17 protein-coding genes are annotated in these 15,498 nt (G+C 70.9%); 7 read left to right on the top strand and 10 right to left on the bottom strand.

From position 1 onward, the window contains the following. Window position 1 precedes the first annotated feature (1 nt). The 5 genes from G3576_RS02855 to msrA form a co-directional block, all read right to left on the bottom strand. Window positions 2–952, bottom strand: a complete 951-nt coding sequence (locus G3576_RS02855; protein WP_164692794.1) for a sterol desaturase family protein — start codon at window positions 950–952, stop codon at window positions 2–4. After that, window positions 952–1,707, bottom strand: a complete 756-nt coding sequence (locus tag G3576_RS02860; protein WP_328728319.1) for a polysaccharide deacetylase family protein — start codon at window positions 1,705–1,707, stop codon at window positions 952–954. Before G3576_RS02860 ends, G3576_RS02855 begins: the two co-directional genes overlap by 1 nt. Further along, a complete protein-coding gene (locus G3576_RS02865) occupies window positions 1,704–2,813 on the bottom strand; it encodes a YVTN family beta-propeller repeat protein (RefSeq protein WP_328728321.1) in 1,110 nt (369 codons plus the stop codon). Before G3576_RS02865 ends, G3576_RS02860 begins: the two co-directional genes overlap by 4 nt. An 86-nt stretch (window positions 2,814–2,899) precedes the next feature. Continuing rightward, the gene (gene msrB / locus G3576_RS02870) at window positions 2,900–3,361 is read right to left on the bottom strand and encodes a peptide-methionine (R)-S-oxide reductase MsrB (protein ID WP_164692795.1); all 462 of its coding nucleotides are present in this window, start codon (window positions 3,359–3,361) and stop codon (window positions 2,900–2,902) included. A gap of 14 nt (window positions 3,362–3,375) precedes the next feature. Next, the gene (gene msrA, locus G3576_RS02875; RefSeq protein WP_164692796.1) at window positions 3,376–3,921 is read right to left on the bottom strand and encodes a peptide-methionine (S)-S-oxide reductase MsrA; all 546 of its coding nucleotides are present in this window, start codon (window positions 3,919–3,921) and stop codon (window positions 3,376–3,378) included. A gap of 116 nt (window positions 3,922–4,037) precedes the next feature. Between msrA and G3576_RS02880 the strand changes: the two genes are divergently transcribed. Continuing rightward, window positions 4,038–5,078 (top strand): serine hydrolase domain-containing protein, encoded by a 1,041-nt coding sequence (locus G3576_RS02880; protein WP_164692797.1) that lies wholly within the window; start codon window positions 4,038–4,040, stop codon window positions 5,076–5,078. On the opposite strand, the gene G3576_RS32155 is transcribed toward G3576_RS02880, so the two are convergent. The 3 genes from G3576_RS32155 to G3576_RS02895 form a co-directional block, all read right to left on the bottom strand. Beyond that, window positions 5,079–5,750 (bottom strand): lipid-binding SYLF domain-containing protein, encoded by a 672-nt coding sequence (locus G3576_RS32155; protein ID WP_164692798.1) that lies wholly within the window; start codon window positions 5,748–5,750, stop codon window positions 5,079–5,081. A 72-nt stretch (window positions 5,751–5,822) separates the two neighbouring features. Next, the gene (locus G3576_RS02890) at window positions 5,823–7,157 is read right to left on the bottom strand and encodes an acetyl-CoA hydrolase/transferase family protein (RefSeq protein ID WP_164692799.1); all 1,335 of its coding nucleotides are present in this window, start codon (window positions 7,155–7,157) and stop codon (window positions 5,823–5,825) included. Between the two features lie 82 nt (window positions 7,158–7,239). Then, window positions 7,240–8,586: an RtcB family protein gene (locus tag G3576_RS02895; RefSeq protein ID WP_207622619.1), complete on the bottom strand. Its 1,347-nt coding sequence runs from the start codon at window positions 8,584–8,586 to the stop codon at window positions 7,240–7,242. Window positions 8,587–8,772: 186 nt separating this feature from the next. On the opposite strand from G3576_RS02895, the gene G3576_RS02900 reads away from it, so the two are divergent. The 3 genes from G3576_RS02900 to G3576_RS02910 are packed head-to-tail and all read left to right on the top strand — an operon-like array spanning window position 8,773 to window position 11,492. Next, the gene (locus G3576_RS02900; protein ID WP_164692801.1) at window positions 8,773–9,837 is read left to right on the top strand and encodes an isocitrate/isopropylmalate dehydrogenase family protein; all 1,065 of its coding nucleotides are present in this window, start codon (window positions 8,773–8,775) and stop codon (window positions 9,835–9,837) included. Between the two features lies 1 nt (window position 9,838). After that, a complete protein-coding gene (locus G3576_RS02905; RefSeq protein WP_164692802.1) occupies window positions 9,839–11,092 on the top strand; it encodes a serine hydrolase domain-containing protein in 1,254 nt (417 codons plus the stop codon). Window positions 11,093–11,099: 7 nt separating this feature from the next. Next, entirely contained in the window at window positions 11,100–11,492 is a 393-nt protein-coding gene (locus G3576_RS02910) for a VOC family protein (protein ID WP_164692803.1), read from the top strand. Between the two features lie 15 nt (window positions 11,493–11,507). Here the strand turns inward: G3576_RS02910 and G3576_RS02915 are convergent, their stop codons facing one another. Next, on the bottom strand, window positions 11,508–11,963 hold the full coding sequence (locus G3576_RS02915) for a GNAT family N-acetyltransferase (RefSeq protein ID WP_164692804.1): 456 nt from the start codon (window positions 11,961–11,963) through the stop codon (window positions 11,508–11,510). Window positions 11,964–11,971: 8 nt separating this feature from the next. After that, entirely contained in the window at window positions 11,972–12,931 is a 960-nt protein-coding gene (gene ftrA / locus G3576_RS02920) for a transcriptional regulator FtrA (RefSeq protein WP_328728324.1), read from the bottom strand. 98 nt (window positions 12,932–13,029) lie between these two features. Between ftrA and G3576_RS02925 the strand changes: the two genes are divergently transcribed. From G3576_RS02925 to G3576_RS02935, 3 genes are all read left to right on the top strand, one after another. Next, window positions 13,030–13,422 (top strand): rhodanese-like domain-containing protein, encoded by a 393-nt coding sequence (locus G3576_RS02925; protein ID WP_164692806.1) that lies wholly within the window; start codon window positions 13,030–13,032, stop codon window positions 13,420–13,422. Between the two features lie 64 nt (window positions 13,423–13,486). Further along, complete coding sequence (locus tag G3576_RS02930) at window positions 13,487–14,449, top strand: Bug family tripartite tricarboxylate transporter substrate binding protein (RefSeq protein ID WP_164692807.1); 963 nt, start codon at window positions 13,487–13,489, stop codon at window positions 14,447–14,449. A gap of 43 nt (window positions 14,450–14,492) precedes the next feature. Further along, window positions 14,493–15,428, top strand: coding sequence for an N-carbamoyl-D-amino-acid hydrolase (locus tag G3576_RS02935; protein ID WP_164692808.1), 936 nt, complete (start codon window positions 14,493–14,495; stop codon window positions 15,426–15,428). The last annotated feature ends 70 nt before the right edge of the window (window positions 15,429–15,498 follow it).

The raw sequence follows: 15,498 nt of genomic DNA on the forward strand, positions 1-15,498 counted from the left end.
CTCAGGCGTCGCGGCCCCGCAGGGCGCGCACCAGCCGCTTCGTGCCCTCCACCTGCTGGCGCAGCCAGCCGCCCGTGACCAGCGCCGCGGGGGCGGAGGGATCGCCCGTGCGGGGATAGCGCGCCCGGTCGAAATCGGCGGTGCCGAAGATCCAGTCCCAGACCGGCAGCAGCACCGCGTAGTTCTTCCCCGTGGCGCCGGCCGAGAGCAGCCCGTGATGCAGCCGGTGGAAGCGCGGCGAGACCAGCAGCCTTTCGCCGATGCGCCCGAAATCGAGGCGGACATTGGCATGCGACAGGCTCTCCCCGAGCCGCAGCACCAGCAGGATGACGGGGAACTGGCCGGGCGGCACGCCGATCGCCACCGCGATCACGCCGAACCAGGCGGCGGCGATGACGTCGTCCAGGATGTGGTTCCGGTCATCGGTCCAGAAGGTCATCTGCGTCTGGGCGTGGTGCACCGAATGCAGCGCCCACCACCAGCCGAAGGTGTGCTGGAAGCGGTGGCGCCAGTATTCGCCGAAATCCAGGATGACGATGTAGATCAGCAGCGCCAGCAGCGGCTGTTCGCGCAGCGCCGGAAAGGTGCTCTCCAGCGTCGGCGGCACCCAGCCGCTATCCGCGATCAGCCCCTCGATCCGCACCTGCACGGCCGCGAAGAGCACGAAGGCCAGCAGCGGCAGGATGCCGAGCCGCGCCAGCAGCGTATAGACCACATCCGTCCGCACCAGGCGCCCATCCGGCCAGCGCTCCACCGGGCGCCAGGCCTCCAGCGGCCGGCACACCAGGTACACCACGCCGATGCCGAGCAGCCCGAAGACGAAGAAGTCGAGCCAGTGGAAGGCTTCCTCCGCCCAGTCCATCAGGCCGAGCGCGTACATGGCGGGCTGCACCGCTTCCTCGAACAGCCAGCCGGTGAAGAGGCCGTAGGTATCGGCCAGCCAGTCGACCATCACGCCTTCCCCTCGGCCGGCAGCGCTTCGAAGCAGAGGCCACGCGCCATCAGGCCGGTGATCAGTTCTTCCAGGATGCCGGCGAAGGGTTCCCGCCGGCTGCGCACGCCCCAATGCATCACGAGCACCTCCCCCGGCTGGATCGCGGCCAGGTTCCGGCGCAGCAGGGCGGCGTTGGGATGGGCGGCGCTGTCGAGTTCATCGCCGAGGAAGCCGTTGCGCGTCCAGCCCTGGTGCCGCAGCCCGCAGGCGGCCGCCATGCGGACGGCGTTGGGCGTTGTGATGCCACCCGGCGCCCGCCACAGCGGCAGCACGCGGGCTTCCGGCGCGAAGCGGCGCAGCGCCTCGATCGGGCGGGCGAGTTCGGCGCAGAGCCCCTGCTGGTCCAGCACCTCCTGACCCTCGTTGCGCCGGGACCGGAAGGTGGTCCGCCCCGGCGCGGGATCGCCCGAGAAGTACCAGTGCCGCCAGGTATGGCTGGCGAAGGCATGGCCCTCCGCCACCCGGGCACGCCAGAAGGGCGCCCAGGCATCGGAGAGCGTGCGGTCGCCGCGGAAGGTCGGCTCATCCGCGATGAACAGCGTGGCCGTCACGGCATGCCGCCGCAGGATGGCGGCGATCGCCTCCGCCTCCCGGCTCCAGCCCGTATCGATCGTCAGGTAGACCGGGCCGCGGCAGCCCTGCGGCGCGCGCTGCGCCAGGGCGGGCGCAGCCAGCAGGGCGCCGGCCGCACCGAGCAGGAGGCGGCGCCTCACGGGTTGCGGCGCAGCGCCGCGGGGATGGCCGGCGCGGCGGGGATGCTGCCCGGCGTGATCCCGGCCGGCGCCGGGGCGCCCGAGGCCGGGCGGCGCGGCAGCGGCGTGGCCAGCGGGCGGCTGCCGGAGGTGGCGCCCGGCATGGAGAGCGCGAAATCGCCCCCGATCCCGTCCCGCCGCGGCTTGAAGAAGATGCCATGCGGGGATCGGCCGACGCGCACCGTCTCCCAGGTCTCGCCCCGCGGGTCGAGCACGGCGATCCGGCCGATCCAGCGCAAGGTCATCCAGATGCGGCCGTCGGGATCGAAGGTCAGGCAGTCCGGCCCGCCGGGCACGGCCCAGGTCCGGCGGACCGCCAGCGTCTCCGGGTCGATCTCCGCCACGCGGCTGTCCACCCGGCTGGTGGCGTAGAGGCTGCGGCCATCCGGCGAGGGGAAGATGGTGTGCGCTCCCCGGCCGAGCGTGAAGGCGCGGGCCACGTCCCGCGTCACGGGGTCAAGCGTCACGAAGTAGTCTCCGCCCATGACGCCGATGATGAGCTTGCCGCGATGCCAGATGATGCCCGCGGGTTCCGGCCCGACTTCCTGCGTCCAGAGATGGGTGCGCGTCCCCATGTCGAAGGCGGCAACCGCGCGGTCCCCCTGCATGGTCACGAAGACCGTGCGGCTGTCCGGGCTGAAGGCGACGTGGGAGGGCTTGTCGCCCGGCCGGAAGCGATGGACCAGCTCCAGCGTCTGCGCATCCAGGATGTCCACCTGGTCCCGCCGCAGGCTGGCGATCACCAGGTACTTCCCGTCCGGGCTGTATTCCAGGTGGTAGGGGTTGGAGATGCGGGCGCGGCGCAGCACCTCCCCCGTCTCGGGCTTCACGAAGAAGACCTCGTTGCCCCCGCTATCCGCGATGACGAGTTCCGACCCGTCCGGCGTCAGCACCATGTGGTGGGGCTCGCGCAGCACGGGGATGCGCCGCACTTCCTGCCGCGTCGCGGCATCGAGCACGGTGATCGAGGCCTCCCCCGAATTGATCACATAGACCAGATCGGCCCGGGCCGCCGGGGCGAAAGCCAGCAGGATCGGCAAGACCAGGGAAGGAAGGCGCCAGGACACGTGGAAGGACTTTCGGGTGGCCGTGTGGTGCCCCAAAATCGGGGCGGGCCACCCGAATGTCCAGCGGCGGTGAGGCTAAACTAAGGTCATTCCGCCGCAGGCTTTTCCGCAGCGTTCTGAGGCACTTCACCCGGCCGGAAGGTCAGGCTGACGCCGTTCATGCAATAGCGTTCCCCGGTCGGCGGCGGGCCGTCCGGGAAGACATGGCCGAGGTGGCCGCCGCAATTGGCGCAATGCACCTCCGTCCGCACCATGAAGAAGCTGCGGTCGGTGGTGGTGGCGATGCCGCCGGGCAGCGGGCGGAAGAAGCTCGGCCAGCCGGTTCCGGATTCGAACTTGGTGCCGGCGTCGAACAGCTCATGCCCGCAGGCGGCGCAGGCGAAGATGCCGGGCCGCTTCTCCCCGTTCAGCGGGCTCGTGCCCGGGCGTTCCGTGCCGTGGCCGCGCAGCACGCGGAAGGCCTCCGGCGAGAGGATGGCCCGCCATTCGGCGTCCGTCTTCTCCACGGGAAAGCTCTCGGCCGGCTTGGTCTTGCCGAAGATGGACATGGTTTCTCTCTCCCTCAGGCCGCGGCCGACTTCAGGCGATCCGCGAAGGTCTTGCGGAACTTCGCGACCTTCGGCGCCACCACCACCCGGCAATAGCCGGACCAGGGGTTGCGCGCGAAATAGTCCTGGTGCTCGGCCTCTCCCGGCCAGTAGTGCTGGAAGGGCACGAGTTCGGTCACCACCGGGCCGGGGTAGAGCCGCGCGGCGTCGATCTCCGCGATGATCTCCCGCGCCGTCGCCTCCTGCTCCGGCGAGTGGAACAGGATAATGCTGCGGTACTGCGGGCCGACATCGTTGCCCTGCCGGTCCTTGGTCGTCGGGTCATGCAGGGTGAAGAACATCCGCAGCAGATCGGCATAGGAGATCACGGCGGGGTCGAAGACCACCTGCACCACCTCCGCATGGCCGGTCTTCTTGCCGCAGACTTCCTCGTAGGTCGGGTTGGCGACGTGGCCGCCCGAATAGCCGGAATGGACGCTGCTGACGCCGTTGAGGTGGCGCAGCGCCCCCTCGATGCACCAGAAGCAGCCGCCGCCCAGGGTGGCAGTTTCCGTCGCCATGGTCTCTCTCCTCATGTTGCGAGCGAATGTGGGCATTTCGCCGCCCGGTGTCAGGGGGTTATGGCCCCCTTCGCCGGGGGGTTCCGCTGCGCCGCATACGGGGGCACCCTCGCGGCATGACCGAACCCGCCCTCTCCGATGCCGTCGCCTTCGCGCTGGCGAATGAATCCCCCTTCCCCCGGGACCTGCTGGCCCATCTGGAGGCCGGCCATTTCGACCCGCCGCCGCATAACGCCGTCATCGGCCCGGTCTTCCCCCGCGGCGCCCCGAACGGGCTGATCGAGCAGGGCGGGCGCCGCCTGGCCGGCTGGGGCGACACGCGCCAGGCCGACATGACCTTCAGCGTGGCGAAATCCTACCTCAGCCTGCTGGCCGGCATCGCCCATGGCGACGGGCTGCTGCCGGAGCTCGACGAGCCCGTCCGGCACCGCGTCCGGGATGGCGGCTTCGAGAGCGACCAGAACGCCAACATCACCTGGCGGCACCTGCTGACCAACACCTCCGAATGGGAGGGCGAGTTGTTCGGCAAATCCGACCAGATCGACCGCGGCCGCGACCTGGCGCGGGAGGGTGCCGGCCCCAAGGGCATCGCGCGCCCCCTGCAGGCGCCCGGCACCTACTGGGAATACAACGACGTCCGCGTGAACCGCCTGTCGCTGTCCCTGCTGCATCTGTTCCGCCGGCCGCTGCCGGAGGTTTTCGCGGAGCGCATCATGGACCCGATCGGCGGCAGCCGGGACTGGGTCTGGTACCCCTATGACAATGCCTGGGTCGAGATCGACGGCCGCCGCCTGCCCTCCGTCCCCGGCGGCACCCATTGGGGCGGCGGCATGCGCATCGGCGCGGAGGACCAGGCGCTGGTCGGCCGCCTGGTGCTGCAAGACGGCGTCTGGGCCGGCCGGCGCATCCTGCCCGAGGGCTGGGTGAAGCAGTCCCTCGCCCCCTGCCCGCTCAACCCGAGCTACGGCTTCCTCTGGTGGCTCAACGGCGCCAACCGCTGGCCCGGCGCCCCGGCGGACAGCGTCTTCGCCATGGGCGCCGGCGGCAACGTCACCTGGATGTGGCCCAACGCCGATGTCGTGGCGGTGCTGCGCTGGGTGAACCCGGAGAAGGTCGGCGAATTCTGCGGGATGGTGGCGAAGGCGCTGACGCGCTGATCAGTCCGGCCTGATCCGCGTGATCTTCGTCCCCTCCAGGCTCAGCGTCGCCATCAGCCCCTGCTGGCCGAAGGTCACGGAATAGACGGACTGGCTCATGGTGGAGGAGGTCAGGCTGCCGGCCATGCCGGCATCCAGCGCCACCACCGACGGGCCCGTGCCGATCTCCCACCCCTCCGTCCGGCGGAAGAAGTCGAAGGCGGCGTCCGTCATGAAGAACATCGCCAGCCCATAGGCCTGGGCGCCGATCTGCAACCCGAAGCTGGCGCCCGCGAAATTGTAGTAGCCGAGGTGGGACCAGGGCTCCGGCGCCGGGGTCTCGACGCGGGTGGCGGGCGGCACGGGGACGGGCGGCGCCAGCGGCGTGCCGGGCGGCTGGGGCGGCGGCAGCGGCGCGGGCACACGCTCCACCCGCGCATGCGGCGCGCCGCCGGCATAGAGCACGCCATTGCCGTATTGCCCGCCGATCGCGAAGCCCGCGCGGATGATGCGCGGAAAGATCAGGATGGCGCGCGCATTCTCCGACAGCACCCGCGTCGCCTCCCCCTCCCGCATCCGCCGCAGCGCGGGCGCCGCCAGGTCATCGATCTCCCGCCGCGTCACCGCCTTCGCGGGCAGCGGCATGAGGGGCAGCGCGGCAAGCGGCAGCAGGTGGCGGCGGAGGAGGGGCACGGGCGTATCCTTCGGGGTTGCAACCATTCTGGCCCCGAAGCGTGGCGATGCGGTGGCGAGTTTCCTCACGACTCAGAGATAGTGTCGCGGCACCAGCCCCTTCGCCCGCGCCTCCAGCGCCAGCCCCTCCCGGTAATCCGGATGCGCCAGGCCGATCACGGCCTTCGCCCGCTCCGCCACCGACTTCCCCTTCAGGTTCGCGATCCCGTATTCCGTCACGACATACATCATGTCCGACCGCGGGGTGGTGACCACGTTGCCCGCCGTCAGTTCCAGCACCACGCGGCTCCGCCGCTCGCCCCGCTTCTCATAGGTGGAAGCCAGGCAGATGAAGCTCTTGCCGCCGGGCGATGCATAGGCCCCGCGGACGAATTGCAGCTGTCCGCCGGTGCCGCTGATGTGGCGGTGGCCGTCGCTCTCGGATGACGCCTGGCCCTGCAGGTCGATCTGCGTCGTGTTGTTGATGGCGATCGCCTTCGGGTTCCGCGCGATCACGTCCGGCATGTTCGTGTAGTCCACGGGATGGCAGACGAAATCCGCATTGTCCGTGACGGTATCGTAGAGCGTCCTGGTCCCCAGCGCGAAGCTGTAGGCGACGCGCCCAGGATCCGTGACTTTCCGCGCCCCCGTCACCAGCCCCGCGCGATACAGCGCCACCAGCCCATCGTTCAGCATCTCGCTATGGATGCCGAGGTCCTTCACCCCGGCCTCCAGCAGCAGCGAACAGACGGCGTTGGGCATGCCGCCGATGCCGATCTGCAGGCAGGCGCCGTCCTCCACCTCCTGCGCAATCAGGCGCGCGACCGCGCGGTCCACCTCGGTCGGCACGGTGTTCGGCAATTCGGGCGTGGGCGTCGCATCGCCCTCGATGAGGAAATCGACCTCCGTCGCATGCACGCGCACATCGCTGCCATGGACGCGCGGGAGCGATGGCGTCACCTCCAGCACGATGGTCTTCGCGCGCTCCATCACCGCGCGGTGCCAGAGGCTGGTGGGGCCGAGATTGTAGAAGCCATCGGCATCCGCCGGCGTCGCCTTGATGACGGCGACATCCACGCGGTCGATGAAGCGGCGGTAGTAGTCGGGGATCTCGCCGAGATTGCAGGGGATGTAGTGCGTCAGCCCCGCATCATGCATGCGGCGGTCATAGCCGGAGAAATGCCAGTTGAAGACGGTGAACACCCGGCCTTCGGGATCGGCCTCCAGCACCGCGCGGGGGCGCATGGACAGGCAGTTGCGGATGGTGATGTCGTGCAGCTCGCCGACGCGCTTCGCCAGCGCGCGGTCGAAGGCATCCGGCTGGCTGAAGGTGATGCCGTAGTCCAGCACGTCGCCGGGCTTCACCAGCGCCGCGGCCTGTTCGGCGGTGATCATCCGGGCGCCGCCCGGGTTACGCGAATGCGGCATCGTTGTCCTCCTGATGCCGAACCTAGGGCCACGCCCGGACAGCGCCAAGGGCGGCGGGGTCTCCCCCGCCGCCCCGCGCGCTTCAGTCCTTGAAGGGGTCGAACTCCCCCTCCCCGGCCATGGCCACCGCGAAGGGCCGCAAGCGGTGGCGCACCACCACCGTGCCCGCGTGATGGGCCAGCACCTCCGGCAGGCGGCGATAGGCCATCGGGCTCTCATCGAGGTCCCCGCCCGAGAGCAGCACGCCGCGATCCTTCAGCCAGGCCTCCATCTGCGCCTGGGTGAAGCGGCGCTTCGCCTCGCGCCGGCCGAAGACGCGCCCGGCGCCATGGATGGTGGAGTAGAGCGCGGCACGCGACGCCTCGCTCTCCACCCCCTCCACGATCACCGCGTCATCGCCCATGGAGCCGCCGACGAAGCCACGCTGGCCCGGGAAGGCCGGCGTCGCGCCCTTGCGCACGACCCAGAGCATCCGGCCGCCATGCTCCTCCCGCCAGGCGTAGTTGTGGTGGTTGTGGACGCTGTCCGTCACCGCGCCGCCGATGATCCGGCGCACGCGCTCCACCACCCATTCACGCCCGGCATAGGCATAGCGCCCCGCGAGTTCCATCGCGGCCAGGTAGCGCGTGCCGAGTTCCCCATCCTCCGCGACGACGGTCGGCGGCACATGCATGCCATCCTTCCCGCCCGCGGCCTTCAGGTACTGCGTCGCGCTGGTATGGCCGAGCCCGCGGCTGCCGAAATGCACCCCGATCCAGACGAAGTCCTCCTCGTCCCGCATCAGGTCCACATAATGGTTGCCGGAACCCACGGTGCCGAGCTGCGCCGCCGCCTTCTGGCGGTAGTCGCGCATGCCCGAGGCCTCCCACGCCGCATCGTCATCCAGCACGGCATGCTCCACCCGTTCCCCATTCGCGCGGCCGACGCCGAAGCTGACGGCCTTGCGGATGTCGGACAGGATCGCGGGCACGCGCGCCTCGATCGCCGCGAAGGGCGTGTCGAGCCGCACGGCCATGTTGCCGCAGCCGATGTCGAAGCCGACGCCGGAGATGCTGACCTGCCCCTCATAGGCGATGACGCCGCCAACCGGCTGCGCGTAGCCGAGATGCCCATCCGCGCAGAGCACGCCGGCCACCGCATGGCCCACGCGCATGCAGTTGCGCATCTGCCCGATCGTCGCTTCCTCATGCTCGCCGAAGATGCTCAGCGGGGAGTCGCGGAACGGCGCCGGCTGCTGCTCGATGTTCAGCGCGGCTTCCGCGACGCGCGCATTGTTGCGCGCGTCACGCGCGGCATCGCGGAATAGCGTCCAGGCCGGCATGGTCTTGCCGGGCTTCAGCGGGTTCTCCACGCGGGCTTCGGGATCCTGCCCGGCCAAAAGGGCCAGGGCGCGGGCGCGTTCCTCCAACGGGTCGGGACGGCGGGTCACAGTCGTGTTCCTTCGAGGTGATCGCAGGCCAGACCTTGCCGGCCTGCTGCTGCCGCGCGGGATCATCCCGGCGCGGGGCGCGCGCTCTACACGCGAAGCCGCGTGCCATGCAACGAAAATCCGCGCGCGCCTTCACGACGCCGCGCAACCATCCTAGCCTGACGGCAAAACCACAAAGGAAACGCCATGCCCCGCTTCATCGTGCTGCCCGGCGACGGCATCGGGCCGGAGATCACGGAAGCCACGATCGGCGTCCTGCGCGCCGCCGATGCGCGCTTCGGGCTCGACCTGCATTACGACTTCCACGAGATCGGCCTGAAGACGCTGAAGGCACAGGGCACCACCCTGCCCGCTTCCGTCATGGAGGCCGCGAAGTCCTGCGATGGCGTGATCCTCGGCCCCATCAGCCATCTCGACTACCCGACGAAGGACAAGGGCGGCATCAACGTCTCGGCGGCCTTCCGCGTCGGCATGGACCTCTACGCCAATGTCCGCCCCGCCCGCACGCGCCCCGGCCTCGGCCGCGGCCACCAGCCGCTGGACCTGGTCATCATGCGGGAGGCGACGGAGGGCTTCTACCCCGACCGCAACATGTTCATGGGCAGCGGGGAGTTCATGCCCACCCCCGATGTCGCGATCAGCATGCGGAAACTCACGCGCCACGCCTGCATCCGCATCGCGGAGCGCGCCTTCGAGCTCGCCCGCATCCGACGCCGCAAGGTCACCGCGGTGCACAAGGCCAATACCTTCATCGTCACCGACGGCTTCTGGCTGCGCTGCGTGCGCGAAGTGGCCCAGCGCTTCCCCGACGTGGTGCTGGACGAGATCATCGTCGATGCCTGCGCCGCCATCCTGGTCCGCGACCCCCAGCGCTTCGACGTGCTGGTCGCCACCAACTTCCACGCCGACATCCTCTCCGACCTCGCCTCCGAACTCTCCGGCGGCCTCGGGCTCGCGGGCTCGACCAACGAGAACGAGGTGTTGTGCTGCGCCCAGGCCCAGCATGGCAGCGCGCCGGACATTGCGGGGCAGGACAAGGCGAACCCGGTGTCGCTCATCCTCTCCGCCGCGATGCTGCTGGAGTGGCACGAGAAGCGGCGCGGCAACGCGCAAGCGGGCGCGGCTTCACGCGCCATCAACGATGCGGTGGACAGGATGCTGGCCGATGAAGCGACACGCACCACCGACCTCGGCGGTCCCCTCGGCACCCGCGCCTTCGGCGAAGCCCTCGCGGCCAGGCTGGCCGGCTGAGATGAAGCGCCGTGCCTTCCTCGCCCTGCCCGCGCTGCTGCCGGCCTGCACCGGCGCCAGCACCGGCAGCGGCGCCTTCACCTTCGCCAACGGCATCGGCACGCGCGCCGGCGGCCCGAACCTGGCGATCTACGCGCAGGCCGATGGCGGCTTCGCCCGCGCCACGCCGCGCAGCTGGACGGCGCCGGCGACGGTGGTGGATGGCCTGTCCCGCAACGACGAATTCTACCCCGCCAACCCCATCCCGGCCGCCACCGCCACGCCCTGGCGCCGCGCCGCCAGCGAGCCCGTCCTCGGCTACGAAGGCGCCGCCGTGCTGGGCGGCGGGCGCTACGACATCGACGGCTACATGGACCGCAACCCCGCCACCGGCCTGCTGGTCGCGAAGGGCGACACCATCCTGGTGGAACGCTACCAGTATGCCCGCACCCCCGCGCACCGCTTCGCCAGCTTCTCCATGGCCAAGACGGTGACGGCGCTGCTGGTCGGCATCGCGCAGGCCGATGGCGCGATCGGCAGCCTCGACACGCCGGCCGCCGCGCATGTCCCGGGCCTGGCCGGCACCGAATACGGCGCGACACCGCTCCGCCACCTGCTCACCATGTCCTCCGGCGTCCAGTTCCGCGAGGACTACGACGGCAGCGACGACAACGCGATCCTCGGCCGCAATACGCTGGGCCGCGCGAGTGCCGGCGGCGCCGTCGCGCTCGCCCCCTTCAACACCCGCATCGCCGCGCCGGGTGCCCGCTTCTACTACGCCTCCGCCGAGACCTATGTGCTGGCGCTCGTGCTCCGCGCCGCCTTCGGCCGCCCGCTTGCCGCCGTGCTGGCGGAGCGCGTCTGGGCGCCGATGGGGGCGGAGGCGCAGGCCACCTGGCTCACCGACGCCGCCGGCACGGAGCTCGGCTACATGGGCGTCAACGCCGTGCTGCGGGACTATGCGCGGCTCGGCCTGCTGATGGCCCGCGGCGGTGCCACGCCCGACGGTCGCCAGGCGGTGCCGGAGGCCTGGATCACCGCCATGACCCGCGCCCATGTAGCGCAGGCCGGCCGCTTCTACGGCTATGGCTACCAGACCTGGATCTTCCCCGACCGCGAGAGCTTCGCGCTCCAGGGCGTGCGCGGCCAGGTGATCTTCGTGCATCCGCGGAGTGGGTTGGTGATGGCGCATACCGCGGTGCGGCTGGCCTCGCGCGACGCCGGCGGCGCGGATGCGGTGGCGCTGTGGAACGGGGTGCGGCGGGCGGTGGGGTGAGGATGCGATGAGTCCAGGCGGCATCACCCATCTCGACTACACCGTCATCCTGTGCAGCCACCTGGAGGAGACGCGCGCCTTCTACACCGGCATCATGGGCTTCGCGGTGGCGGAGGACCGGCCGAACTGGGTGAGCTTCCGCCTCGGCGCCACGCTGCTCACGCTGCGGCCCCGCGGCACCTGGTCCGTCTGCGACGATGGCCCCCTGCCACCCGGCACGGCGGCGGTGCAGCTGGCCTTCCGCGTGCCGCTCGATGCCATCGACGCCTGGCACAACACCCTGGTCGAACGCGGCGTGCCGATCCTGCGCCCGCCGACGGACCTGCCGCATTGGCGCCACCGCACGCTCTTCTTCCGTGATCCCGAGGACAACATCCTGGAGCTCTACGCGGAATACTGACGGAAGGCGGCGCCGCTATCGCAGCGGACGGGTCAGTACCTGGCGCCCATCGCCAACGAAGCCCTGCCGCGCATAGAAGGCGTGCAGCCCGTGTCGCGCCTCGCCATCCCGCGTGACCACGACGGACAGTGAGGAACAGCCAAGCCCGGCGCAGCGGCGTTCCGCGGCCTCCAGAAGCGCGCGCGCGACGCCCTGCCGGCGACGTTCCGGCACGACATAGAGGTCACCGATCTCACCGAGCCGGCCCCATTCGACATACAGCGCGGTGGTCACGGTGACGACGCCAACGGGCGCCGCCTCAAGCCATGCAAGGCCGATCCAGTGATGCGGATCGGCGGCCAGCCGCCCGGCATTCTTCAGCACGCGGTCGGGCGGCGTGCCGAAGCCCTCCTCCCGGAAGAACCGCGAAAGAAGATCGGCCGCAGCGCCCAGGGTGGCCGGCGCCACGCTCTCCACCTGAATGCGAGGCATGGCACCCCTCACGCCGCCCGCCTCCCGAACCGCGCCCGCCACGCCGTCGGGCTCGTTCCCGTCCGCGCCCGGAAATGCAGCCGCAGCGTCGCCGCCGTGCCGAAGCCGGCCTGCATCGCCACCCCCTCCATCGGCAGGTCGCTCGTCTCCAGCAATTCCTGCGCGCGCGCCACGCGTTCCGCCAGCAGCCAGGCGCCCGGCGCCATCCCCGTCGCCTCCACGAAGCGGCGATGCAGGCTGCGGAGGCTGACGGCGCCCTCCGCCGCCATGCGTTCCAGCGGCCAATCCTCCGCGAGCGTCGCGCGCATCGCATCCAGCAGCGGCGCCAGCCGCGTGCCCGGCCGCGGCGGCACCGGGCGGGGGATGAACTGCGCCTGCCCGCCCTCCCGCTGCGGCGGCACCACCAGGCGGCGCGCCACGCTGTTCGCGGCCTCCGCGCCGAAGTCGCGGCGCACCAGGTGCAGGCAGAGGTCGAGCCCCGCCGCGCTGCCCGCCGCCGTCAGCACGCTGCCCTCATCCACATAGAGCACGGCGGGATCGACCCGCAGCGCCGGGAAGCGCGCCGCCAGCGCTTGCGCATAGCGCCAATGGGTGGTGCAGCGCCGCCCCTCCAGCAGCCCCGCCGCCGCCAGCGGCACGATGCCGGAACACAGCGACATCACCCGCGCGCCCTTCGCATGCGCCGCGCGCAGCGCCTCGCAGACCGCGTCGGGCACCGGCGCCTCGATCCCCCGCCAGCCCGGCACCACCACCGTGCCCGCCTGCGCCAGCAGCTCCAGCCCCGCCTCCGCCTCCACGCTGATTCCGCCCGCCGCGCGCAGCTTCCCCGCGCGCTCCCCGGCGACGGCGAAGCGGTACCAGCCCGGCCCCATCTCCGGCCGGTCCAGCCCGAAGACCTCCACCGCCAGGCCGAATTCGAAGGTGCAGAGCCCGTCATAGGCCAGCGCGACGACGAGCGGGTTGTGCAACGGGTTTGGCATGATCCTGACGATAGCTGGCATCCAGGCCAGTCGCCACCGAAACCCCCGCCCGTCACCCTGGCTCCACCACCCCAGGGAGCCCCCCGATGCCCAACGCCGTCACCGAAACCGCCGCCGCGCCGAGCCCCGAGGCGCTGCGCCACTTCGCCGCCAAGCTCGGCTTCGAGACCGATTGCGACGACGTCCACACCGCGATGGCCACGCCCGATCCCGGCTTCGTGCTGCTCGACGTCCGCGGGCCCAACGCCTTCGCGCGCGGCCATGTCCCCGGCGCGCTGAACCTGCCGCGCCGGCAGATGACGGCGGAGCGGATGGCAGCCTGGCCCGCCGGAACCCTCTTCGTCGTCTATTGCGCCGGCCCGCACTGCAACGGCGCGGACAAGGCCGCCGCGGCGCTCGCCGCGCTCGGCCGGCCGGTGAAGATGATGATCGGCGGCTGGACCGGCTGGCTGGATGAGGGGTTCGAGGCCGCCACCTGAACCCTGGCGCACGGCGCGGCGCGGCGTTACTTCGGCCCCTAACAACCCGCCGGAGGTCCGTCCCATGCTGCGCCGCGCGCTCCTCGCCGCCCCCCTCTTCCTGCCCGCCATCGCCCGGGCACAGGACAATTGGCCGAACCGCCCCATCACCCTCATCGTCCCCTGGGCGCCCGGCGGGTCCAACGACGTCACCGCCCGCCTCATCGCGCCGATCCTGGCGGAGCACCTCGGCCAGTCCGTGGTGGTGGAGAACCGCGCCGGCGGCGGCGGCTCCATCGGCATGGGCCAGGTCGTGCGCGCGCGGCCCGATGGCTATACGCTGCTGATCTCCTCCGCTTCCAACCACGTCTTCCACCCGCTGGTCTCGCCCGACCTCGGCTACGACGTGCGCGATGCGCTGACCAGCATCGCCATGATGGTGGACGTGCCGAACGTGCTGGCGGTGAACCCCGCCACCGGCATCACCAGCGTCCAGGAACTGATCGCCCGCATCCGCGCCACGCCGGGCGGCCTCTCCTTCGGCTCCTCCGGCACCGCCAGCTCCAACCACCTGGCCGGCGAGCTGTTCCGGATGATCACCCAGACCGAGATGGTGCATGTGCCCTATCGCGGCGGCGGGCCGGTGGCGACGGACCTCATGGCCGGCACCATCCCCATGGCCTTCATGAACCTGCCGACCGTGGTCGGCCCGGCGCAGAACGGGCGGCTTCGCATCATCGGCGTCGGCACGAGCGAACGCGTGCGCTTCCGCCCGGACATCCCGACCATCGCGGAACAGGGCGTGCCCGGCTACGCCGTGCGCAGCTGGACCGGCCTCTTCGGCCCCCGCGCCCTGCCGCGCCCGATCGTCGATCGCCTGGCGGAGGAGATGCGCCGCATCCTCGACAGCGACGCCATCAAGACCCGCCTGGTGGACCTGGCCAGCGAGCCGATCTGGATGGACCCCGCCCGCACCGAGGCCTTCGTGCGGGAGGAATTCGACCGCTGGGGCCCGGTGGTGCGCGCCGCCCGCGTGACGGCGAACTGAACACGCGGCAGGCTGGCGCGTCCACGCCCGGAGAGCGCCAGCCTTGCCCCGCATCCTCACCATGGCGGCCGCCCAGCTCGGCCCCATCCCCCGCACCGAGACGCGCGCGCAGGTCGTCGAGCGCCTGCTGGTCCTGATGCGGGATGCCGCCGCGCGCGGCGCCGACATCATCGTCTATCCCGAAGCCGCGCTGACGGCCTTCTTCCCGCATTGGTGGATCGAGGATGAGGCGGAGCTCGACGCCTGGTTCGAGACGGCGATGCCGTCGAACGAGACCGCGCCCCTCTTCGCCGAGGCCAGGCGCCTGAAGATCGGCTTCCACCTCGGCTACTGCGAACTCGTCCACGAAGGCGGCCGCAAGCGCCGCTTCAACACCGCCATCCTGGTCGACAAGGAAGGCGCGATCGTCGGCAAGTACCGGAAGATCCACCTGCCCGGCCATGCCGGGCACGAGCCCTGGCGCCCCTTCCAGAACCTCGAGAAACGCTACTTCGAGATCGGCGACCTCGGCTGGCGCGCCTGGCGGACCATGGGCGGCGTCATGGGGCTGATGATCTGCAACGACCGCCGCTGGCCGGAAGCCTGGCGCGTGCTCGGCCTGCAGGGGGCGGAGATGGTGATGCTCGGCTACAACACGCCGCAGCACGACCCCGCCATGCCGCAGACGGACCCGCTGCAGGACTTCCACAACCACCTCTCCATGCAGGCGGGCTGCTACGCCAACGGCACCTGGGCGGTCTGCGTCGCCAAGGCGGGGGTGGAGGAAGGCATCATGCAGATCGGCGGGTCCTGCATTATCGCCCCCTCCGGCCAGATCGTGGCGCAGGCGCTGACGCGCGGCGACGAACTCGTCATGGCCGCCTGCGACCTCGATGCCTGCATCCCCTACAAGGAAACGATGTTCAACTTCGCCCGCCACCGGCGTGTTGAACATTATGGGATGATCGTCGAAAGAACCGGTTCCTTGCCGCCGGCCTGAAAATCGTCCTGTTCGCGGTGACCGGTTTTGTGGCACTGCTGCCGTTGCGGTGGACGTTCCGCCGCCGGTG

The sequence above is a fragment of the Falsiroseomonas algicola genome, assembly GCF_011040385.1.
GTDB classification, from domain to species: Bacteria; Pseudomonadota; Alphaproteobacteria; order Acetobacterales; family Acetobacteraceae; genus Falsiroseomonas; species Falsiroseomonas algicola.

Excerpts from the sequence above, each read along its gene's own strand:
- G3576_RS02910 (WP_164692803.1), top strand. The coding sequence starts at position 11,100 with ATGAGTCCAGGCGGCATCACCCATCTCGACTACACCGTCATCCTGTGC.
- G3576_RS02925 (WP_164692806.1), top strand. The coding sequence starts at position 13,030 with ATGCCCAACGCCGTCACCGAAACCGCCGCCGCGCCGAGCCCCGAGGCG.
- G3576_RS02900 (WP_164692801.1), top strand. The coding sequence starts at position 8,773 with ATGCCCCGCTTCATCGTGCTGCCCGGCGACGGCATCGGGCCGGAGATC.
- G3576_RS02855 (WP_164692794.1), bottom strand. The coding sequence starts at position 952 with ATGGTCGACTGGCTGGCCGATACCTACGGCCTCTTCACCGGCTGGCTG.
- G3576_RS02905 (WP_164692802.1), top strand. The coding sequence starts at position 9,839 with ATGAAGCGCCGTGCCTTCCTCGCCCTGCCCGCGCTGCTGCCGGCCTGC.
- msrA (WP_164692796.1), bottom strand. The coding sequence starts at position 3,921 with ATGGCGACGGAAACTGCCACCCTGGGCGGCGGCTGCTTCTGGTGCATC.
- msrB (WP_164692795.1), bottom strand. The coding sequence starts at position 3,361 with ATGTCCATCTTCGGCAAGACCAAGCCGGCCGAGAGCTTTCCCGTGGAG.
- G3576_RS02930 (WP_164692807.1), top strand. The coding sequence starts at position 13,487 with ATGCTGCGCCGCGCGCTCCTCGCCGCCCCCCTCTTCCTGCCCGCCATC.
- G3576_RS02915 (WP_164692804.1), bottom strand. The coding sequence starts at position 11,963 with ATGCCTCGCATTCAGGTGGAGAGCGTGGCGCCGGCCACCCTGGGCGCT.
- G3576_RS02890 (WP_164692799.1), bottom strand. The coding sequence starts at position 7,157 with ATGCCGCATTCGCGTAACCCGGGCGGCGCCCGGATGATCACCGCCGAA.
- G3576_RS02880 (WP_164692797.1), top strand. The coding sequence starts at position 4,038 with ATGACCGAACCCGCCCTCTCCGATGCCGTCGCCTTCGCGCTGGCGAAT.